We start from the raw sequence: 20160 nt of genomic DNA, 5'->3' as shown, positions 1-20160 counted from the left end.
GCTCACTTTTCCCCGGGACCTCGGAACCGGTGCACCTCCTGCGGCCAGTCAAGCGCGGTCGCGAGCCTGCCGGCCCAGTACCGCGCGGCCTCGTCGTCGGGCACGTCCACGACAGCGAAGCCGCCGAGGTGCTCTTTGGTCTCGACGTACGGGCCGTCGGTGAACACGGGTTTGCCGTCTACGGCCTCGACACTGCACACCGCGGTGGACCGGTCGAGTCCGCCGTTGCTGAAAATCAGGACACCCTGGGTCCGCATCTCCTCGATCACGGCCCGGCCGGCCGTGCCCTTCTCGCGTATCTCCTCCGCCGTATGGGCGGGCACCCACTCATCATTGAAGGTGATCAGGTACTCCGTCATGGTCGTCTCCTCTCAGTCCCGGGACGAGGGCCTTCCCGACTCCTCGTGTCCGGCGGCCCAGCCGGCCGCCGCACACTGGTTCCACGAACGGCTAGGCCTTGATACGACACCATCCCGGAAATTGAGCGTGACGGCTCGTGGCACCCCGGGCGTATGGGGACCGGTTGCCGTGGACCGTCCCGGCGCCCACGAGGACCCGCTGATCGGGGCGTCCGCGACTTATCACCGTGCTGCGTCGTCGCCAACCACCCAAGGAGCGGTCGTCCACGGGCAGCGACAAGCGGTCCAGGTGCGCCGAACCCGAGGACGACATGCAGCTACGGCGTCTTCTTGATGAGCTTCCCATCGGCGCCGACGACGAACCACACGTCATCGACACCCTGTCCGTCGACATCGCCAGGGCCGATGTCACCGACGTAGTAGTAGAGGGGCCAGTCGCCGTACGTGGCCTGGTTGGTTCCTTCCGCCCGGTCGGTTTGCGAAAGCAGTTCTCGGCTAGCGCCCGTCCCGGTCGTAGCGGGGTCACGACTGATCAGAGCCGGCCAGGTGGCGACGCATTCGTCGGTGCAGCTGCTGGTGCCGCCCTTGTCGTTGAGGAACGCGTACAGGGTCCGGCCGTTCTGGTCGGTGAGGATGGGCCCGAGGCTCGACTCCTCCACCTGGACGCGCACCGCATTCTGCTCCCCGGCGCTCTGGCCTGCCGCGGTGGTCGGTGCGCTCTGGCCGGCGGGACCGGATGTGCTGCCGCATGCGGCGGTGGTGGCGATCAGAGCCACTCCGAGGATGATCATCGGAGTGCGCATGGGAGTCTCCTTCGAGCCGTTGACGTATGGAGTCGCCGTTTACACGGGTCATCGCTTCCTGCGGTTCAATCCGTCGCGTCAGAATTGATCATGAACCAGAAGCCTCCCCGACTCGTGTCCGCGATGAGTCGTGCCACGCAGACCCGCACGGCACCCACTCCCCGAAAGGACACGCTCCATGCGAGCTCCGCTTCTCGCTGTGTCGAGCCTGGCGCTTGGTTTGACTCTCGTCGCGGCTGCGGGCAGCCCGGTGACGGCGGCCACGCCGTCCGCTGCCACGCACGCGAGCACCGCGACATCACCGCCGGACCATGACATGGCCGACATGACGCACGGTGCGCCGAACGCCACGCCGGACAAGTCAGCCGCGATCGAACGGGCCAAACTCAAGCCGAGCTACTTCGCGGCCGAGATGAACGGCCTGAACCTCGTGCAGGCACCGGGCCAGCCGGCATTAGCGGGGCGGATCCTCGGCGACCGCGACGGCAGCGCCACCGGCCTCGTCCGGGTGCAGGGCGACCGGGTCACATTCGCCTTCTCCTGGACGGGCATCAGCGCCCCGACGGTGGGTCACATCCACGAGGGGAGCGCCGAGGTCAACGGTCCGATCAAACTATCGCTGTTCGCCACGCCGATGCCGGACACGGCGACCGCGGCCTCCGGTGTGGTGACCGTCGATGATCGGGCCACCGCCGACGCGATCCGCGCCGACCCGAGCAACTTCTACCTCAACCTGCACACCGAGGAGTTCCCCGCCGGCGCCGTACGCGGCCAGCTGAGCAAGCTCGCTCGGCCCACCGACCTGCTCGGTCTGCTGAAGAACGGGGGAATGGAGAAGGCGTTCCTCTCCGGCGACCAGGAGGTCCCGGTCGCCGACGGGCCCGCCGTCGCTGATCCGACTGGACGAGCGGTCGCCTTCGTCAAGGCCCGCAACACCCAGGTCGATTACTCGTTCGCCTGGGTGGGCCTCAAGCCGACTCTCGGCCATATCCACAAGGGGCGGTTCGGCGCCAACGGCCCGGTGGTCGTCCCGCTGTTCGGCACGGCCGTCCCCTCCACGATCGTGGCCATCTCCGGTACCGCCACCGGTGTCGACTCCGCGCTCGTCAAGGACATCGCCGAGCACCCGTCGGACTACTACGCCAACCTGCACACCGTCGAATTCCCCGGCGGGGCCGTACGCGGCCAGCTCTTCAACCGACGCTAACCGGCACTGCCGGCATCAGGGCCGGGCGGGCCCGCGGAGACCACCGCGGGCCCGTCCGCTTATTGAAGCCGCCCAACAGTCCGCAAGACGGCGCCTGTAAACCTCAGGCGACGCGCCCGCGATCTGCGGTCGCACAGCAGCTCAACAGGGCTCACGTTTATATGCGGCCATCGCGCATCACTTCGTTCGACTTAGCCGTCTCGGAGGATCGCGCCGTGGCCGTCTCTCATCCTTGCAACACGCCCATGAGGGCAAGTCGTACATCACTTCCATGGACGCAGCCCGCAGTCGCTCACCTGCTCGCCGAGCACCACGAGGGCTACCAGCCTCGCCGGACGGAGACAGGTCGTTCGGCCGGTAGGGCGCCGCACCTGGTCCCCGTCCGGCGAAGCCTGACATCGGTCCAACCGGTACCGCCGAGCGTTGGTATTCGGTGGCGGAGTCACCGCCGGCCACCCGGCCTGGGTCTCGCCGACCAACGCCTCAGCCGGCAGGGGCGGAGGCTAGAGTCGCGAACACCACGATGTTGTCCTTGTACGACCGCGCTGCCTTGTCATAGTCACCACCGCAGGTGATCACGCGCAGCTGTGCCTTGCCGGTGTGGCCGTAGACCAATTTCAGCGGGAGCTGCTTCTTCGGGTAGCGGGCCACGCCGTCGACGATGAAACGGGCCTTCTTGCCGTCTGCGCGGAGCACTTCGATGGTGTCCTTCGGCTTCAGCTCGCCCAAACGGAAGAAGACTGCCCGACCGGTGGCGCGTGAGTCGACGTGGCCCACCACCACCGCGGTCCCGACCTCGCCGGGGCTTGGTCCCAGCTTGTACCACCCGGCCGTCTTGGGCTGGTTCAACGGCGGGACCGCGATCTGCTGGTTCTTGTCCAGCCCGAGCGGAGTCGTCGGCGCGTCTACGCCGATCCGCGGGATCTTGATGCGGGTGGGTTGCGAACGCGGCATCCCGGCCAATGTCGGCAGGCCGCGAACACTGCGCGCCTCGCCTTGAGTCACCCCGGTGGTCGGCGACGCTTTGGCTTTGCTCGGCGTCGCCTTCCGAGTCGCTGTCGGAGTCGGAGTCGGAGTCGGAGTCGGTGTGGTGGGATCGGCCTCCGACGGTGACGCCAGGGACGGCGGTGCGGCGGCGAGGTCGGGCTGTGGCGGCCGGACGGGATCGGGAGCCATGGCCGCGATCCCGATCAATCCTGCTCCGCCGAGCGTGACAAGGACGACCAGGAAGATGCCAGCGGCGCGCCACGGGAATCCGTGGCGGCCGCTGGCGATCCTGGCCGCCTTAGGCGACAGTGCCATTGGCGGACCGCCGACGTAGCAGCGCGATGCCGCCGAGCGCACCCACGCCCATCATGCTGGCACCGATCGCCGTCAGAGCACCGGTGTTGGTGTCGGAGAGCGAGCCACCGTCACCGGCCGCGACGGCGGCCGTCTTCGGCAAAATCCAGGCGCCGTCCGGACCCGCGTAGGCGCCGGCAGCCGCCGGGGCGCTGCCGACCGGCGAACCGGCCTCGTCGAGATTCGCCTCGACCATCGCGAGGAGGTCGCTGAGCAGGTTGGTCTTCACGTCCACGTCCACATCGATGTCCCGGATGCAGACGACGACGGTGTTGGGCAGGGGCCCGATGGAGTTCGACGCCGCCTGCTGCGCCCGCAGGTTGAAGGTGACGACGCTGTTCTTGATGGTGTTGTCCTTGATGATGTTGACGATGTTCTGCTCGTTGATCTGCTCGGTGGTCGCGCAGGTGACGCCGTTACCCTCCTTGTCCTTCAGGTCGAACGTCTTGGGCTCCTCGTGTGACTTCTTCCTCGACTCCTGCCCCTGGTTCGAGGCCTTGGGCTCCTTGGCTTCTTCGTCGCCCGCGGCGAGCGCGGTGGCGGGCGCGGCGAGCAGCAGAGCAGCACTGCCCAGCACCACCCCGCCGGCGAGCTTGGTCAAGAATCTCGTCGACATGTTCCTCACTCCTTCTGGTCGGGCTCAGTGCGATGAGCCATGTCGAACGTTAGGCGGATTCATGCGTAACGAGAGGAACTTCCGGATTCCGTAACATCCGGCCTTGGTCATGCCACAAGAAGTTAATTCGCGTCCAACGTGCGGTAACAGCCGTTATGTCCGTCTGAGTCTGGTAGCGGCTCGGTGCCGACGGTGGCGCTGCCATGTACGGGGTCTTGGTGGCCCGAACCGATGACGGTCAGTGAACCGCGCCTCCAGCCGCTCCACGGCGACGGGCTGCCCGGGTAACCCGCCCGCCGAGTGGCCGACCAGGTACGCGGTTTACACACGATGGGCGTCCAGCACGCGGTACACGTCGGTTCGATGTCGTCCCAGGTGAACGCTCCGCCGCGAAGCCGACGGTGCCCGGCATGCCGGCGTCACGGTGCTCGTACCGGATCGCCCGCCGGCCTCCGGTGCTCAGGCAGCCGACGAACTCGTCCGGCCGCAGGATGCCCTGCGACATCGAGCCCCACGATCAACATGATCGGCGCGCCCTCTCGGCACCGAACTGCTCACTCCAGAGGCTCACGTCCTGCGAAGGAACGCTGCCTCGGACGCCTTTGGGGTCAGGGGTGCGGTACGACAACTTGTCTGCGAGCTTCTGCAGTACGAGAACAAGACCCTCTCTGCTGGCTCCGCGGCCACGGGGGAATCATCGTCGCGCTGGCCGAGCAGACCACGCGACCGGTCGATGAACGGCCCCCGGAACGCGGCCATCTTCCGAATCAAGAGTGACCCCTCAGCGCCCCTGCACCACCCACTGCGGGCTTACCAAACACGCTCGAAACGGACGAGACTGGGAGCACCGGCTCCCAACGAACGTCCACCTCTGCCGCCAATCGTGCGCGGGGCGGCAGCGGACTGCTCGCGCTGAAGGCAAGGGGTGATCGGCCGTGAGTGATGGGCGGCGGCTAGCGGTTACCTCGGCGCGCGGGGCCGCCGTAGAGATGGACACGGTTGTCGACATCGCGGTCCGGCTTGCCGCTCCGAAACCGGTCGTGCGCAACATCGCCGTTGCTGACATGGACCACCCAGTCCTCGTAGTACCAGCTGGGGTCGCACGCGCAGTCGGTGAAACGGAACCGGAAGTTGGCTCTGTACCGGCCGACCTGCCCGTGCGTGAGGGTGAACAACCGGGCCGACACTCCCGTTCGGGGAAAGGCTGCCTCGCCGGGCAGGCGCTCGACGATCACCGCCGCGCCGTCGAAGGTGAGCCACAGAGTGAGGCTGCGGGCGATGCTCACGCCGCCGGTCAGGACGTCGACGCATTGTGCGTAGCTGGCGGCCTCATCAGCCAGGACGTCATGGACCACAACATCGCCTGCTGGCAGCGGCGCGGGAAGTATCAACGGGCGGTTGAGTCCTCGGCGGGCTTCGGCATGTGGCGCGCCACGCCCAGCCGCGCTCCATCGCACGCGCACCCGCTGGATGACGATCACGCCCAAACCATGGCCCACAGACTGCACCCGCGCCAGCCGTTATCCGCTCATGGTCGATGTGCGGGCTCGAGAGCTTGGTACTCAGCAGCCGGTGAGCTTTTGATTGCGGGTCAGAAGGTCAGGGGTTCGAGTCCCTTCGGGCGCGTAGCAGGTCAAGGGCCGGTTTCCTGTCACGGGAGACGGGCATTGATCGTGTTGGCCCCCACGGCTGCCCCTAGGCCTACGCGTCGAACAGGAAGCCGAGTTCGGCCTACGACTGCCTCACGAGGCGATCCGCGGCAGCAGCGCGGTTGTTAAGCGTCACCACCGGACCGGAGTAGTGAGGTGACCTGGGCTAACGCGTCTGACGACATAGCCGCCGGGTGGTGGAACGCATACCCGAACTCGCTGATCCGCCCGTCCGGGGTCAGGATCCAGTGCTGCAAGCCCGGGCGGCGTCACGGTCATCGTCACGTCGACGGGGGCCACCGAGTCGGGGGTCTCTCTGACCCTGATGCCGGGGGAGCAGGCCGCTCAGGTCCGTTCGATGCCCGACGACCCGGCCACCTGGATGGTGACCGGGTCGCCGCCGTAGGGACGCGCGCTATGGCGCGCCCCGTGTACGCGCTACTGGAGCGGGTCGAGCGAGAAATTCGCCGTGACGGTATTCCCAGCCTTGAGCGTGACCTTCGCCGTTTCAGGCACGTAGCCCTCGGCCGCGACGATCAGCGTGAGCGGGCTCACCTTCGAGTCGATCCAGTACTCGTACGTGCCGTCCTCCTCGGTGACCAGCGTCGTGTGGTACCCCTTGCCGCCGTTCACCTGGACGATGACCCCACCGAGTGGCTGGCCGCCGGCCTCGGTGACGGTACCGGTGATCTTGCCCCACGACTTCGGGGCGGTGACGTTCATCGACACCGGCACCTCACCCACGTTGTACGGCGTGTTGGTGCTGGCACCGATCGCTGCGGAGTACGCGCCCGGCTGGTCGACGTCGGCCGACATGGTTGCCTCCACCGTGACCGACTCGCCCGGCTCGAGCGTGACGGACGGGTTGTCGAAGGACACCCAGTCCGCCGGAGCGCCGCCCGTGCTACCCGTCACGTTCATCACGATGTGCATGTCCGGGAAGCCGATCGACGATGTTTCGGCCGGTTCGGAAATGCCGCAGTCCACCGAGGCGATGTACGACGGAGCCGTCTGGCCGGCGTTGTTCGAGCCGATGAAGAAGTAGCCATCCGCAGGGACGGCCACCTCGACCACCAAGGTGCCACCGGACGGAACCGCGCCCTCGACCGGGACCGTCACCAGAGTGCCGTTACCGGCCGGGACCGTGGCGTCGGCCGAGCCGATGAGCGTCATGTTGGCGTACCGCAGCTCGCCCTCGAGCGCGTAGAGGTTGACCGTGAGCGGCTGGCTGCCCTGGTTCACCTCCACCCCGAACGACACGCTCGATACGTCCAGGCTGTTGAGCCCGAAGTCGGCCAGCGTGAATGTCCGCAGGTACGAGTTGTTCCGGGTGGTGAGGCCGTTGTTGCACGATGCCGAGTTGCCGGTGATGATCGCCTGCGACGCGGAGTGCGTGATGGTGATCTCGTCGGCCGGGATCGGCGCCGCCTGCGGCGTCACCGTCTCGCCCTTGACGCTCGACCGTGACATCGACGAGCCGGCCGCTGACAGCTTCCCCTTCGGGGCCACCGACGCCGGGACGGTCGCCTTACCCTTCACCGCCGTGAGAGCACCCGTGGCGAGTGGCGCGAACTCGCCGCTGCGGGCTTCGAGCTCGACCGACGCCGGGGCGGTGCCCTCGTTGGTGATCGTGAGTTCCTCGGTGTGCGAACCGCCCATCGGCAGGTCGGCGTGCGTGTCGCCGTCCGAAGCGATGGTCACCATGCCCGCGGCCAGCGCGGCGTCGAACCTCACGGTGCTGTCCTCGGTAACCATGACCGAACCGGTGGCAGCCTCGTACTTCGGCGCCGTGATCTTGACCGAGTAGCCACCGGTGAGGACCGACGTCGAGTATGTGCCGTCCGCTCCAGTGGTCACGGTCTTGCTCTGGGCCTCGGAGGAGACCGCCACGGTCGCGCCGGAGATCGGCGTACCCGTGTTCCGGTCGGTCACCGTGCCGGCCACCGTGCCTCGTGGCGCGGAGTCGTAGTGGATCGACATTCCGGGGTTGATCGTCGGGGTGTTGTAGGAGAACTGATGGGCGATGGTGCCGTTCTCGTTCTCGATACCCACCGTGGCCGAGCTGCCGGCCGCCGCTCCGCCCGAGTTGGCCCCATAGCCGAGCTCGATCTCGCCGTTCTCCAGGAGGGTCACGGAGAAGTTCGTCCGCTCGGCGCGGTTGGCGTAGAACGTGACGTTCCGGAACTCGAGGATGAACGCGTCCACGCCGTCGACCTGGGTGGCCGCGGTGTAGAGACCCGACGAGTCGTCGAAGTAGAGGTCGTCCCACAGCGGGTAGATCGCGGCGTTGGGTGCGACACTGTTCGGGATCGCAGTGTTGCTGTACGCGCTCGAGAGCCCGGCGAAGTTCACGTGGCCGTTGGTGGTCACGTACGCCGTCGTGTAGTCGCCCTCGTAGTACGGGAACGAGAACGGCAGCGGGACCGTGGTCGCCGCGTCGTCACCGGTCAGGTTCACCCGGGTGTCACCCGTGGCGGCCCCGTCGCTGCCGACCGTGCAGAAGTACCCGAAGTCGTCGTACCGACGGGCGATCTCGGCGGTGACCGTCTCGTCGCCGTCGACGACGACCTCCGCCGAGAACGCGCTCGTGCAGGTGCCGCCCTCGATCGAGACGGTGTAGGTGCCCTCGGGCACGTCGGCGAACGCGAACGCGCCGTTGGCGTCGGTGGTGACCGGGTCGATCGGTGCGGAGATGCTCACCGTGGTGCCGACGAACGGGTTGCCCGTGGCGACGTCCGTGACGGTGCCGGACACGGTGTGGCGTGGCGCGGCCTCGAGGTCGATGTCCACCGTGGTGGTCGCGTCGACGGTGACCGTGGCGCCGGTCGGGGCAGACGGCAGGTAGCCGAACGCCGAGGCCGAGACCTGGTAGTCGCCCACGGCGACGCGGGCGGAGTACGTGCCGTCCGTGCCGGTGGTGACGGTACGGTCGCGCTCGCCGTCGACCGTCACGCGCGCCCCGCTGATCGGGTCGCCGTCGGTCTCGGTGACGGTGCCGGCAACGGTGCCCATGTCACCGATCGGCGCGGCGTCGATCAGCGCGGCCAGGTCGAGCGTGCCCTCACCGTAGACGTTGTTGTTTTCGGCGGTGCCGCCGCACGAGGTGTCGTCGACGTTGTGGGCGGTCTGGTTCAGCAGTTCCCAGGTGCCCGGAATGTCGCCGATCAGTGCCGGTGCGGCGCTCCACAGTACGGCGACGGCGCCCGCGAGGTGCGGGGCGGCCATCGAGGTGCCGTTGTAGACCGCGTACCCATCACCGGGGACCGAGGAGCGAACCGCCACCCCCGGGGCCGAGATGTTCGGCTTGATCCCGCCGCCCTCACCGGGACCGCGCGAGGAGAAGGACGCGATGCGGCCCGACGAGTCGACCGCGCCCGCCGAGTAGTTCGTGGTGTTCGCGCCCGGCGAGGAGGTCGTCTGGCAACCGGGACCGCTGTTGCCCGCCGACCAGGCGCTGAAGATGCCGGCGGCAGCCCACGCGTCGGTGATGTCCTGGTACCAGTCGTCGATGGCCCCGGCGGCGACCGCGCCCCACGAGTTGTTGACGACGTGCGGCCGCTTCGCCGGGTCGGGCTCGGTGCCGTCCGTGCGGGTCGGCGCGGTGATCCACTGACCGGACTCGAGCAGGTCGGCGTCCGAGCAGGTGTCGCAGCCGTTGGCCTCGATCCACTGCGCGTCGGGCGCGACACCGATCTGGTTGCCCTGACCGTCGTCGCCCATCATGGTGCCCATGGTGTGCGTGCCGTGCCCGTTCACGTCGCACGGGTTGCCGGAGCCGCACCGCCCGGAGGAGTCGAACGAGTTGTAGTCGTTGACGATTGTCCCGTCGGGCTGCCGACCGCGGTAACCGTCGGCGAGCGCCGGGTGGTCGAACTGGACGCCGGTGTCGACGCTCGACACGACGATGCCCTCGCCCGTGAAGCCCTGGGCCCAGACCTCAGGGGCGTTGATGAAGTCGAGGCCCCACTCGACCGCGGCCGGGGCGTTCGCCGGCGCCTTCTCGCGCTTGACCGGTTCGACGAGGTCGAACTTCGTGGTCTCGGTGATCTGGCTGACCTCGGGCTGCGCGGCGAGCTCCTTGGCGAGCTCCAGCGTGCCGTCCTCGACGAGGATGCGGTTGCTGATCCAGAAGCTCTCGTAGTCGGCGTTGTTCGCCTCGAGCTGCTGGATCACGTCGGCCTGGGACGTCTTGGCCGTGCTGGTGAGCGCGTCGTAGACGTACTGGCCGCGCTTGCCCCAGTCGGCGTTGTTCGGCGCCGTGTCGAGGTTGGCCTTCGCCGACAGCTTTACCCAGAAGTCCGCGGAGTCGTGCGCGGTGAGCGTCTTCTCCACGGCCGAGGTGAGCTTGTCGGCCGGGTTGGCTGGCGGTGCTGTGGTCGCTGGCGCGGCGAACGCGGCGTGTCCTGCGCTCGCCATCACCGTCGTGAGAATCGCGAAAGCCGCGGTTGCGGCTGACGCGCGTCTCGCATGCCTGGTTCGTGTGTGCACGTAACCTCCATGTACTAGCGCGCCGCAGAGACAGGACGCGCACGGTCCCCACGGTCGTGGGCTATAGACCAACATGGATGACGCGGCGCAGGTGGGTCTACACGGCGGCATGGGCAACTCGGGAGCACTCCGGTCAACTCGTGGCTAACTGATGATCAGCGCGTCATAACCGTGCGGTGTATCCGGGTCCTCGCGCCGACCCCGCGAGATGGCGGGTTCTCCGACATCGCATGACGCCGACAGGGGCGACCGATGAGTAAGTCATGAGGCTGCACGCACAACACGTGTCGGCTCCGGCCGTGGGATGCTCCGAAGCGGACCGCCGGCAGGGAAGGGCCACGTGGCCCGAACGACCGAACCGCTGGTACCTGGCAGCAGCGGACGACGGCGCCGGTTGCGCTGGGCGTAGTGCCCATGGGACTCACCATCGTGCCGGGGGCCAGCACCGCGAGTGCCGGCCTGCAGTCGACGGAGACCTACGTGGTGCAGATGGCACTCGGCCCGGTCGCGGCCTACGAGGGCGGAGTTGCCGGCCTTGCCGCGCCAAGCCCGCCCCCGGGCACAAGGTCGACCCGCGGTCGGCCGGGTCGTGTCGTACGTCGACCACCAGGAGGTCCGGCACGCCGCCGCCCTCAGCCGAGTCGGTGGCAGGAAGCCCTACGACTTCAATTACTCCTTTGACGGTTCGCCGCTCGGCTGACCGCCGATCAAGGAGAGTGTTCTCGACCCCGGCGACCGGGCGGTGTTGTGGGCGGCAGACGACCACCTCGTGGCTCTCACGTCGCTGCTTCCGACCGACTCAGGATGGATCCTGCCACGCCGTGGGCATCACCGACTCCGGCTGGGTCACGGGTATCGGCTTCTTAAGACCCCGATGGTGTAGCGCCAGGAGGCGGTCCACGTCGGCGAGTTGCCTGATCAGATCGGCGAGGTCACTGTTCCGACGGCCGGCCGGGTCGCTGCTGGTCAACGCCACACCAGCGTCATGAGCCCCTACACCTCACCCGGACCCGGTGGGCAGTTTCTGCCCAACTTCGCCACGTCCCTGACGATAACTGTCAACCTTGTCGACTGATAGTGACGATTTACCCACACGCTGTACTTGATACTTCATTCACATAGTTCATAGTGTCCTTTCGGGTAGCCAACGTGATCCACGCGACGCCCAGAGGGTTTTGGAGGGTCGTTCCGGTCCTACCAGCGTCTGCTCCGGTCCATCGGGCCGGCGACGCAGGCGGAACGCAGGAGGCCACAGGTAAGGAGAAAGATGACTCTCGCTCCGAGAGAAAAGTCCATCGGGGATGTCCGGATGGAACCTCCACCGCGAGCCGACGGCGCAGCCTTGATCATCGCGATCGCCGCCTCGACGGCGGAGAGAATGCGCCTGGCGTCGCTGGTGACCAGCCAGGCTCCGGTGCTGCTGGTCTCGTCGCCGGAGGAGCTCTTGTCGCTACTTGTCGACAGCGCCCCGCCCGCCGAAGCGCCGTCAGTCCATCCACGCGTCGTCGAGCCGCTCCCGCCAGCCCTCATAGCAACGGCTGATGTCGTCCCGAAGGTCGACTCGGACAGGCGGGTGGCAACCTGTTCCGGGCGCACCGTACCCCTGTCGCCGCTCGAGCACGACCTGCTTCGGTACCTTCTGCTGGCACAACTCGGCCGCATCTGCACCTTCGAGTCGCTGCACCGCGCGGTCTGGGGCAACGACCACCTCGGCGGCCGGGACAACGTGTGGTCGGTGGTGAAGCGACTCCGCCGCAAGCTCGACGAATTGAACTGCCCGCTGCGGATCCAGGCGGTGCGCGGCGTCGGCCTGCGTCTTGTCGACCCCGGCGCGGTGCTGTCGACGAACGCCGAAGACGCGCGAGAGAGTCGAGACCAGATCTGGGAGTGATGCGCCTTCCGGGTCCCTGGCGGCCCCACCCCTCGCCGCACCGAAGCCCTTCTACCTGCTCGGCCCCCAAACAAGCCACGACTTCAACGTCGATCTCGCGATCACCCCCATTGAGGTGCTCACCCACACGGCGGATTGAGATCGACCTGCAGGCATCATCGGCAGATGCCCTCCGCCAAGATCAGCTAGACGGCATCTGCCAGGGTGGCGTGGTCTCGCCGATGCCCTTGACATGCAGGGCCGGCGACCGCCGCCAGCGAGCCCGTCTTGCGCAGCGCGCGCTCCTGCAGTTCTGGCTTCCCTCGTTGATGGACTGACCCAGGCGGACCAGGTCGAGGCGCTCGGCGAAGATCTCGTCCGCGACCCGGTAAGGCGGCGATAACCACCTCGAAGCGTTCAATCGTGGACGCGTCGAGCGCAGATCCTGGGCTGATGCCGCTGGGGGCGACGTCCCGCCGCCAGTCCGCAAGGCGGCGGCCGGAGAGGGGCTTTCAGCGCGCGGTGAGGAACGTGCCCCGATGACGCCGCGCTTAGCGGCGTCTTAGGCGCCCGGACAAGCTGGATGCCCGTTCGTGCAAATGGCGCAACATGAATGCGACTCGCATAACCTCCCTACCTGCACGACTCCATAGCCGAACACTGGTATTGCCGGACTTGGTGCGCTCCCACGAGGATCCAACGGGTTCAGCTCCACACAGTCGGCGTAACGTCCGCGTCTCCTGTTTCGCCTAACTTCACGAGTCGTCATGCCCCTTGACGTAGACGCCTCGACCAGGCTCTCCATACACGACGCTTTTGGCGTGCAGCACCAGAAGCGCACGCTGCACGGTTGCAACGGAAACGCTGTAGAGCTGTGACAACTGGCTATAGGAAGGAATCTTGGACGCGGGTGGGTACTCGCCGGTGGCGATGCGGGCGGCGATGTCGTCCGCGATTTGGCGGTAGGTCATTCGTCGGGGCATGTCACTCCTGAGTTGGCGCCCCGATGAGATCACGGGCACTAGCTCCACTCAACCTCCGGCTAACCCAGTGAACTAAGTGCATGTTCGGGTAGGCGGCGAGCGGTGGTCATGTGAACCTGGGTTGGCACCAAGGGGCACGCGCCCTCTCGGCCGGGGCCGGGCCAGGTTTCCAGCTTTCGGCCCGTGGTCCGGCAGCCGGAGAACCGGCTTGCCGCGACGCGATGCGCCACGGTTCCGGCCTACGCCCACGCAGGTGGGCTTCGGGTCAGGAATAACCTGCTGGCGTCGGCCGCGGGACTGGAACCATGCCGGCATACGGCACGTTAGCGCCCGTGCGTGCCCGGGGACCATCTCCAGCTCGAATCCGCACGAGCGGCGTGCGATCTACGTGCGACAGGCGGTGGCCAGGCAGGAGGCACGCCAGTCTGGGCGCGTCCTAGCAGGCGTCGGCCACGACCAGGACCCCAGTCATCGGCCCGCCACTGCCCGGCCCTGATCAGCCGTCCCACGATGTCTCGCAGCTGCCCAGCGGTGACCGTGGCTGCGCCGTCACCCGGCGCCAGCCGCACCGCGTTCAACGGTACGGTCCACGAACTTCGGCCCGAATCCAGGGCCACGACCACCGAACAGCGGCCCGCCCGAGATCATGATCGTCTGATCCTTGCCGCGACCGCAGGTGTGACACAGGATCTGCTGCGGCGAAGTGTTCGCGAACGGCCGCAACCAGCAGGTGATCTCGGCCGCCAAAGGCCACGTCCATCAGCCGTGCGCGGCGACGGCACCGCCGCGACGCAGGTACGCAACCGATCGATGTCCAGGCACCCGCAGGGCGACGGCGTCATACACGCCCCGCCACCCCCGGCGGTATCAGCGCTGCGTGCGGTCGTCGATCTCGGTGTCGGACTCACCGGGCCGGGCGCCGATCGCCTCCTCGGCGGCCCGACCGCCGGTGCTCTCGTCACCCAGGTCCAGGCTGCTGTGCGGCAGGCCCGACAGCCCGGCCGGGTCCTGGTCTTCACCCTGCACGCCCCGCGCATCCTGGGCGCGGTCGTCGACCACCGACTCGCCCCGCCGGGCACCGATCGCCTCCTCGGCGGCCCGACCGCCGGTGCTCTCGTCACCCAGGTCCAGACTGCTGCGGGGCAGCCCGGACAACCGGGCCGGGTCCTGCGTCGGCTGGTCGACGGCGGCGGCCGTCTGCGCGCCCGACCCGCCGGCCGACTCCCGGCGTCCGACGCCCTCGCCGCGGTACCTGCCCGACGCACCGCCCTGCTCGGCCACGTTGGTGTCGGCCGGCCCACCGTCCGGCTCGGCCAGTCCGGCCCGCCGCAACATCTCGACCAGCTCGTCGTGCGGCATCCCGTCCGTGTCCGGCATCCCCGCAGCGCGCGCAATCGACCGCAGGGTCTTGAGGTCCTGATCCGCGAAGGTTTCGGCCATGCGGCTGGCTTCCCTCGTGCCGGGGACGGAAACCCCGGATCAGGCCCGCGCCGCCGATGTCACTCCTCGTCCTGTTTTTCCATCCCGCCGGTGGCCTGGTAGTGCCAGCCGTCGCCGGCCGAGCGAACCTTGCGGTACTGCACGTACCAGGTGCCGTCGCGCGTCTCGTGGGTGAAATCCACGAGGTCGCCGGGCCCGTCGGGCAGCTCGCGCTGCACACCGTCGAGCGGCCCGCCGTGCAGATGCGCCAGTGAAGCCTCCATGCCCAGCGGGCTACCCGTGCGGCCGCCGGCCATGCCCGATGCGGCGCGGTTTCGCCTATGCCAGCGCGACGGGCCGCCGGAACCCCGCCGTCGACAGTCCTGCGGGGTTGGGTCGCCCGCTCGGGTCCTCGGCCCATGCCCACTGTCCCGCTGGGGACTCACTCACCTGCGTCTCCTCTTCCGTCACCCATCACCGCAGGATGGGGGCCGAGGGATTCTCGGGCCCTCAACCCACCTCGTGAGGCCCGGCTGCTTGTTCTGCTGCCGACTGAGTGGTGAACCGTATCGGTGGTTTGCCGCGCTCGGCACTTCGTGCCGTGACGGCCCGTTGGCGGCTCAGTTCGGACTGCCTCATGCCTGCGGCGACTTGGCGTGTGCACGTGTAAGCCCCGGACTGATCGCAGGCCACTGGCGAGCCCGGCGGCCAGCGCGTCGACCCGTTCGGCCGGGATCGCCATACCCTGCTTTGATGTCGATCATGGGAGAAGAACGCATTGCCGCCGTAGCCAAGATTCGGCGCGCGCGGGTGTCGGTAGCGCTTGCAGTCATCGCCACAGTGATCGCCGGGTTCGGTGGCTATCGGATCGGGTTGTCGCGTGAGCGGCATTCGGCGACCGCAGTGGTGTTGACGGGGACTGTCACGTGGTCGAACGAGGAGACGCGGCTGATCGCGTTCGAGACGGACGGCGCCGTCCGCAAACCCAACGAGGGGGACACGATCTACTCCGTGCTTACCGACAATTGGCAGGACGCCGCGGGGACGTTTCGCTCGGATGGCACCTATCCGACCTGTCTGGCCCGGGAGGGCGACGATCCAGTTTCTATGGATCATCACCGCGCCGAGTTGACCGTCATCGACTGGGACACTGGCGGCGCCCAGTGGATGCACGTTGCGGTTCGAGTCCGCTGCATGGACTGACGCCCCTTCCCAGCAGTCCGCGAGGCGCCGACATCGCACTCGCCTGGGTCGAGCAGCGCCGAGGGCTGCGGCCCACCGAAGCGGGTGGTGGGATGCGGGCCGGGAGAGGCGGGGGCGCGCTGCCCCTCCGGCAGCGCGAAGACGAACTCGCGCCGGTCACCGCAGTCCGCGCAGTGGCCGCTGTACCGATACGCGGGCCGGGTTCCCTGCGTGGCGGGCGTCTCCTCCCAAGCGGCCTCCATCGACCCTCACCGCGGGCACGGATGCAACTCCAGGTAGAGGTCCGCCTCGTCCCGACTGCGTACGGCGGGCAGCAAAGGCATCATCCGCTTGGGCGCTCCCAGGGCGGCGCCTCCAGCACCATGTCGGCGATGGTTTGTCGCTCCCAGGTGGCGTCCCGGTCCGGACTGCCGGTCACCGTCCAGGTGTAGATGTTCACCGCCGTCCGCCACTCCAGTAGCACGCGGTTGTGCGAGTAGAACGACAATGTCCACTCGCCGTCGGGCCTCTGTTTGAACGTTGGGGCTGCCACTGGGGGAGCGTCTGGCACGACCGTCTCTTGGGCGAAGTGGTCCGCTTCGCGGACCAACCAACCCGGCCGAGCCCACCGTGTTTCGCCGAAGGGATACACCACGGGGCCGTCGATCTTCCACGAGTACAGCTCTCCGAACAGCTCGGCGTACGCCAGCGGGTTCAACCCGACACCGACCCGCCGGCCAAGCTTCGCCATCACCTCCGGACGGTTCAGGTGCAACGGTTCGCCCTGCACCGGAAGGAGCAAACCATGGGTGGTCCAGATCGGATCACGTCCTGCCGCCACCCGGAGCGCGTCGGCTACCCAGTCCTCCCCGGCCACGGCCCAATCCGCGGGCTCCGGGTCGTAGGTGTGGCTGTTCGTCGAGATCGAAAGCCACCCGGACCGTTTATATACCTTTTGGACTCTTTCTTTTCGGTCCAGCAGGTAGCGCTGGATTGCCTCTGCGGTTCGGTCCACGTCCATTCGCACCCCCCGTTGCTGCCGCCGCGGCGTCCCACACCGAACCTGCCCGAACACGGCATGCGACAACTACAGGGACCCCGCCGGCGGCGATGGATCGCTAGGCTACCGGCCGGCCGCGAGCCCCGATGTCCCTGAGGAGGATGCATGCGACGCCTCGCCGCGATTACCGCGCTGACCGTCCTGCTGGCTGGATGTTCGCCTGACACATCGGCTCTGGACGCGCAGAAGCCGGTGCAGCAGAAGGTCACACTCGAGGTGGCGTTGATCGGCCCGATCGAGCTCTTCGACATGGTGGTGCAGTGGGGCCACAACAACGTGGCAACCCAAGAGGAACGCACCCCGGCGCCGAACTGGGTGAAGGACCTGACGCTGACCTGGCCCGACGACGTCTACGTCTACGTCACCGGGTCCGCCCGGAAGAAGCCGAACGTGGACGATCGGCTCGCCTTCGTCAACGGGCAACCGTCGGTCGAGTGCCGGCTGCGGATCAACGGCCAAGTCGTCAAGACGGAGACCAGTGCCGCACCGCAATGTGACTTCAACCTGACCGCAACCCCGCCGTCGGCGGCCAGCCGCAGCGCCGACTGACGGCTTTCGCGGCATCAATCCTGGCAGCGGGCATCCTCCAGCCGCTGGGGCGCCCTTCCTTCGTCCTTCGGCAGGGCGCCGGCGAACGGGAGGAGGCTATTAGCCCGCCTGCCCCGGACGGCTCACGCCGCGTAGGTGCCACGCCTTGGCCAGCATGCCTCGCTCCGATGAAACCGCGTGATCTTCACGAACACCGCGCGGCAGGCCTTGTCGTCTCGATCATCGTCTGGCCTGCCCTCGCCCGTGGCCTTCTCGATGACCAGGCGACGATTCATCGTTGGGTATCCAAACCGGTGTTCGACCTCTTGGTCGTCGTCCCGGACCAGCTCGAAGTACACCAGCTACGTCGATCTCGACCTGAGCTTCGACGCCCTGCCGCCCGGTTCACGCCTGGCCATCGGCGACCGGGCCGTCACCGAGGTGACCGACCAGCCGCACAACGGCCGCGCCAAGTTCGCCGCCCGGTTCGGACGCGACGCCCACAAGCTCGTCTGGACCGAGGAGGGGAAGGGACTGCGACTACGCGGTCTCAACGCCCCGGGTGCTCGTCGGCGGGATGTCAGGGCAGGCGACCCGGTACGGCAGGGGCTAGCAACTGATGGGTGCCGGTCGTCTCTAGTGCTCATTAGGGTGCTAGAGTCGCTGCATGAACTTGAAGGAGTGGGCGGCGGCCACCGGTGTTTCGTACGCGACCGCACGGCGGCGCTACGAGGCCGGGATGTTGCCCGTTCCCACGTACCGGCTCGGTCGGCTGATCATGGTTGGCGAGCCGGTCACGCCGTCCGCAGCGGGCACCGGTCAGACCGTGGTGTACGCCCGGGTGTCGTCGGCCGACCAGAAGGCGGACCTGGACCGGCAGGTCGCCCGAGTCACCACCTGGGCCACCGGGCAACACCTTGCCGTGTCGCGGGTGGTGACCGAGGTCGGGTCGACGCTGAACGGGCGCCGGAAGAAGTTCCTCGCGCTGCTACGCGACCCGGCTGTGACGACGATCGTGGTGGAGCACCGGGACCGGTTCGCCCGGTTCGGCGCCGAGTACGTCGAGGCTGCGCTGGCCGGGCAGGGCCGCCGGCTGCTGGTAGTGGATCCGGCCGAACTGGACGACGACTTGGTCCGCGACGTCACCGAGATCCTGACCAGCCTGTGCGCCCGGCTGTACGGCAAGCGCGCGGCGGCGAACCGGGCCGCCCGCGCTGTCGCCGTCGCCACCGCCGAAGACGAGTCGTGATCGTCAACCAGGCGTACCGGTTCGCGCTGGACCCGAACGCCGCCCAAATCCAGGCCCTGTGGTCACACGCCGGGGCCAGCCGGAAGGCGTTCAACTGGGCGCTCGGGCTGATCAAGGCACAGATGGACCAGCGGGCCGCGGAGAAGACCTACGGTTTGACCGGCGACGAGCTCACCCCGGCCGTGCCGTGGAACCTGCCGGCGCTGCGCAAGCAGTGGAACACCGTCAAGGGCGACGTGGCGCCGTGGTGGGCGGACAACTCCAAGGAGGCGTACGCCGCCGGGATCCGCAACCTGGTCGCCGGGCTGGACGCCTGGCGCGACTCCAAGTCCGGCAAGCGTAAGGGGCCGAAGGTTCATTTCCCGCGGTTCAAGGGCAAGCGGAACAAGTCGCAGTCCTGCACGTTCACCACCGGCACCATCCGGGTCGAAGCCGACCGCAAGCACGTCACTCTGCCCCGGCTGGGCACGATCAAGCTGCACGAGTCGGCCCGTAAGCTGGCCCGCCGCCTGGAGGCCGGCACCGCCCGGATCCTGTCCGCCACGGTCAAGCTGGACGGTGGCCGCTGGTACATCTCATTCTCCGTCGAGGTCGACCGGCAGATCGGCACCCCGGCCCGACCGGACGCGGTGCTCGGCGTGGACGTCGGGGTCAAGCACCTGGCCGTGCTGTCCACCGGCGAAATCGTCGACAATCCGCGGCACCTGGCCAGCGCCGCCAAACACCAGCGCCGCCTGGCCCTCCGGACCTCACGCCGGGTCGGCCCGGACCGGCGCACCAGGCGGGCCGGGTCGAAGCGGTGGCACAAGGCCAACACCGACCTGGCCCGGGCGCACGCCCGGGTGGCGAACCTGCGCCGCGACGGCCTGCACAAGCTCACCACCGGGCTTGCCGCCACCTACGGCACGATCGTGGTGGAGGACCTCAACGTGGCCGGGATGGTCCGCAACCGCAACCTGGCCAAGGCCATCTCCGACTGCGGGTTCGGCACCATCCGCACCATGCTCGGCTACAAGACGACCTGGAACGGCGGCAGGCTGGTCACGGCCAACCGCTGGTTCCCGTCCAGCAAGACCTGTTCCGACTGCGGGGTGGTGAAAGCCAAGCTGCCTCTGCGGATCCGGACATTCAAGTGCGACGCCTGTGGGCTGGTCCTGGACCGGGACCAGAACGCAGCACGGAATCTCGCGCGGCTGGTAGGGCGCGAGTCGGGTACCGGAGTGGCCGGAGACCCGGAGCCGCAAGGCTCGATCGGACGTGGAGCCGACCGTAAGACCTCGCTCGCGGGGCGGGTGGCGACGAAGCGTCCACCCGGCACCGCGACCGCGGGTCAGACCGGGACTTTCCCACCGCAAGGTAGGACTACCGAACGTGTGCTCACTAGAGGGCACTGAAAGGTAACGGTG

General features: G+C 68.0%; 16 protein-coding genes, 1 tRNA gene and 2 pseudogenes. 7 read left to right on the top strand and 12 right to left on the bottom strand.

Annotation, left to right across the window (positions count from 1 at the left end; all coding sequences use genetic code 11):
- Positions 1–2 precede the first annotated feature (2 nt).
- Positions 3–359, bottom strand: a complete 357-nt coding sequence (locus tag AB0F98_RS15915) for a YciI family protein (protein WP_357735075.1) — start codon at positions 357–359, stop codon at positions 3–5.
- A 317-nt stretch (positions 360–676) separates the two neighbouring features.
- Positions 677–1135: a hypothetical protein gene (locus tag AB0F98_RS15910; RefSeq protein ID WP_357735072.1), complete on the bottom strand. Its 459-nt coding sequence runs from the start codon at positions 1133–1135 to the stop codon at positions 677–679.
- A 352-nt stretch (positions 1136–1487) separates the two neighbouring features.
- On the opposite strand from AB0F98_RS15910, the gene AB0F98_RS15905 reads away from it, so the two are divergent.
- Positions 1488–2369 (top strand): CHRD domain-containing protein, encoded by an 882-nt coding sequence (locus AB0F98_RS15905; RefSeq protein WP_357735069.1) that lies wholly within the window; start codon positions 1488–1490, stop codon positions 2367–2369.
- 483 nt (positions 2370–2852) lie between these two features.
- Here the strand turns inward: AB0F98_RS15905 and AB0F98_RS15900 are convergent, their stop codons facing one another.
- From AB0F98_RS15900 to AB0F98_RS15890, 3 genes are all read right to left on the bottom strand, one after another.
- Entirely contained in the window at positions 2853–3671 is an 819-nt protein-coding gene (locus tag AB0F98_RS15900) for a class F sortase (RefSeq protein WP_357735066.1), read from the bottom strand.
- Complete coding sequence (locus AB0F98_RS15895) at positions 3655–4326, bottom strand: hypothetical protein (RefSeq protein ID WP_357735063.1); 672 nt, start codon at positions 4324–4326, stop codon at positions 3655–3657. The genes AB0F98_RS15900 and AB0F98_RS15895 overlap by 17 nt, the downstream gene beginning before the upstream one ends.
- A 953-nt stretch (positions 4327–5279) precedes the next feature.
- Complete coding sequence (locus AB0F98_RS15890) at positions 5280–5807, bottom strand: hypothetical protein (protein ID WP_357735059.1); 528 nt, start codon at positions 5805–5807, stop codon at positions 5280–5282.
- A 60-nt stretch (positions 5808–5867) separates the two neighbouring features.
- Here AB0F98_RS15890 and AB0F98_RS15885 point away from each other — a divergent pair.
- A tRNA-Arg gene (locus AB0F98_RS15885) sits at positions 5868–5952 on the top strand.
- A gap of 461 nt (positions 5953–6413) precedes the next feature.
- On the opposite strand, the gene AB0F98_RS15880 is transcribed toward AB0F98_RS15885, so the two are convergent.
- Positions 6414–10391: a carboxypeptidase regulatory-like domain-containing protein gene (locus AB0F98_RS15880; RefSeq protein ID WP_357735056.1), complete on the bottom strand. Its 3978-nt coding sequence runs from the start codon at positions 10389–10391 to the stop codon at positions 6414–6416.
- Between the two features lie 1414 nt (positions 10392–11805).
- Between AB0F98_RS15880 and AB0F98_RS15875 the strand changes: the two genes are divergently transcribed.
- Positions 11806–12354 (top strand): winged helix-turn-helix domain-containing protein, encoded by a 549-nt coding sequence (locus tag AB0F98_RS15875; protein ID WP_357735053.1) that lies wholly within the window; start codon positions 11806–11808, stop codon positions 12352–12354.
- 734 nt (positions 12355–13088) lie between these two features.
- Here AB0F98_RS15875 and AB0F98_RS15870 read toward each other — a convergent pair.
- From AB0F98_RS15870 to AB0F98_RS15855, 4 genes and pseudogenes are all read right to left on the bottom strand, one after another.
- On the bottom strand, positions 13089–13316 hold the full coding sequence (locus tag AB0F98_RS15870) for a winged helix-turn-helix domain-containing protein (protein ID WP_357735050.1): 228 nt from the start codon (positions 13314–13316) through the stop codon (positions 13089–13091).
- 439 nt (positions 13317–13755) lie between these two features.
- A pseudogene (locus AB0F98_RS15865) lies at positions 13756–14143 on the bottom strand (transposase); the annotation flags it as partial.
- Between the two features lie 292 nt (positions 14144–14435).
- A pseudogene (locus AB0F98_RS15860) lies at positions 14436–14756 on the bottom strand (hypothetical protein); the annotation flags it as partial.
- A gap of 59 nt (positions 14757–14815) precedes the next feature.
- Positions 14816–15019 carry a hypothetical protein gene (locus AB0F98_RS15855; RefSeq protein ID WP_350792083.1) on the bottom strand — a complete coding sequence of 68 codons (204 nt, stop codon included), beginning with the start codon at positions 15017–15019 and terminating at the stop codon, positions 14816–14818.
- Positions 15020–15488: 469 nt separating this feature from the next.
- Between AB0F98_RS15855 and AB0F98_RS15850 the strand changes: the two genes are divergently transcribed.
- Positions 15489–15938, top strand: coding sequence for a hypothetical protein (locus tag AB0F98_RS15850; RefSeq protein WP_357735046.1), 450 nt, complete (start codon positions 15489–15491; stop codon positions 15936–15938).
- A gap of 322 nt (positions 15939–16260) precedes the next feature.
- On the opposite strand, the gene AB0F98_RS15845 is transcribed toward AB0F98_RS15850, so the two are convergent.
- A complete protein-coding gene (locus AB0F98_RS15845; RefSeq protein ID WP_357735043.1) occupies positions 16261–16938 on the bottom strand; it encodes a hypothetical protein in 678 nt (225 codons plus the stop codon).
- A 144-nt stretch (positions 16939–17082) separates the two neighbouring features.
- On the opposite strand from AB0F98_RS15845, the gene AB0F98_RS15840 reads away from it, so the two are divergent.
- Positions 17083–17526 (top strand): hypothetical protein, encoded by a 444-nt coding sequence (locus AB0F98_RS15840; protein WP_357735040.1) that lies wholly within the window; start codon positions 17083–17085, stop codon positions 17524–17526.
- 122 nt (positions 17527–17648) lie between these two features.
- Here AB0F98_RS15840 and AB0F98_RS15835 read toward each other — a convergent pair whose 3' ends face one another.
- Entirely contained in the window at positions 17649–17864 is a 216-nt protein-coding gene (locus AB0F98_RS15835; RefSeq protein WP_357735037.1) for a hypothetical protein, read from the bottom strand.
- Positions 17865–18172: 308 nt separating this feature from the next.
- On the opposite strand from AB0F98_RS15835, the gene AB0F98_RS15830 reads away from it, so the two are divergent.
- Together AB0F98_RS15830 and tnpB are read left to right on the top strand one after the other, a co-directional pair.
- The gene (locus AB0F98_RS15830; RefSeq protein ID WP_357735034.1) at positions 18173–18754 is read left to right on the top strand and encodes an IS607 family transposase; all 582 of its coding nucleotides are present in this window, start codon (positions 18173–18175) and stop codon (positions 18752–18754) included.
- On the top strand, positions 18751–20148 hold the full coding sequence (gene tnpB, locus AB0F98_RS15825) for an IS607 family element RNA-guided endonuclease TnpB (RefSeq protein ID WP_357735031.1): 1398 nt from the start codon (positions 18751–18753) through the stop codon (positions 20146–20148). Before AB0F98_RS15830 ends, tnpB begins: the two co-directional genes overlap by 4 nt.
- Positions 20149–20160: the final 12 nt, after the last annotated feature.

Source organism: Micromonospora sp. NPDC023737 (assembly GCF_040639715.1).
GTDB lineage: Bacteria > Actinomycetota > Actinomycetes > Mycobacteriales > Micromonosporaceae > Micromonospora.
The sequence above is the reverse complement of the archived record's forward strand: the minus strand, read 5'-3'. Positions and strand labels throughout refer to the sequence as shown.

Coding starts and splice junctions, on each gene's coding strand:
- AB0F98_RS15915 (WP_357735075.1), bottom strand. CDS start 359: ATGACGGAGTACCTGATCACCTTCAATGATGAGTGGGTGCCCGCCCAT.
- AB0F98_RS15905 (WP_357735069.1), top strand. CDS start 1,488: ATGACGCACGGTGCGCCGAACGCCACGCCGGACAAGTCAGCCGCGATC.
- AB0F98_RS15900 (WP_357735066.1), bottom strand. CDS start 3,671: ATGGCACTGTCGCCTAAGGCGGCCAGGATCGCCAGCGGCCGCCACGGA.
- AB0F98_RS15895 (WP_357735063.1), bottom strand. CDS start 4,326: ATGTCGACGAGATTCTTGACCAAGCTCGCCGGCGGGGTGGTGCTGGGC.
- AB0F98_RS15880 (WP_357735056.1), bottom strand. CDS start 10,391: ATGGCGAGCGCAGGACACGCCGCGTTCGCCGCGCCAGCGACCACAGCA.
- AB0F98_RS15870 (WP_357735050.1), bottom strand. CDS start 13,316: ATGCCCCGACGAATGACCTACCGCCAAATCGCGGACGACATCGCCGCC.
- AB0F98_RS15855 (WP_350792083.1), bottom strand. CDS start 15,019: ATGGAGGCTTCACTGGCGCATCTGCACGGCGGGCCGCTCGACGGTGTG.
- AB0F98_RS15850 (WP_357735046.1), top strand. CDS start 15,489: ATGTCGATCATGGGAGAAGAACGCATTGCCGCCGTAGCCAAGATTCGG.
- AB0F98_RS15845 (WP_357735043.1), bottom strand. CDS start 16,938: ATGGACGTGGACCGAACCGCAGAGGCAATCCAGCGCTACCTGCTGGAC.
- AB0F98_RS15840 (WP_357735040.1), top strand. CDS start 17,083: ATGCGACGCCTCGCCGCGATTACCGCGCTGACCGTCCTGCTGGCTGGA.
- AB0F98_RS15830 (WP_357735034.1), top strand. CDS start 18,173: ATGAACTTGAAGGAGTGGGCGGCGGCCACCGGTGTTTCGTACGCGACC.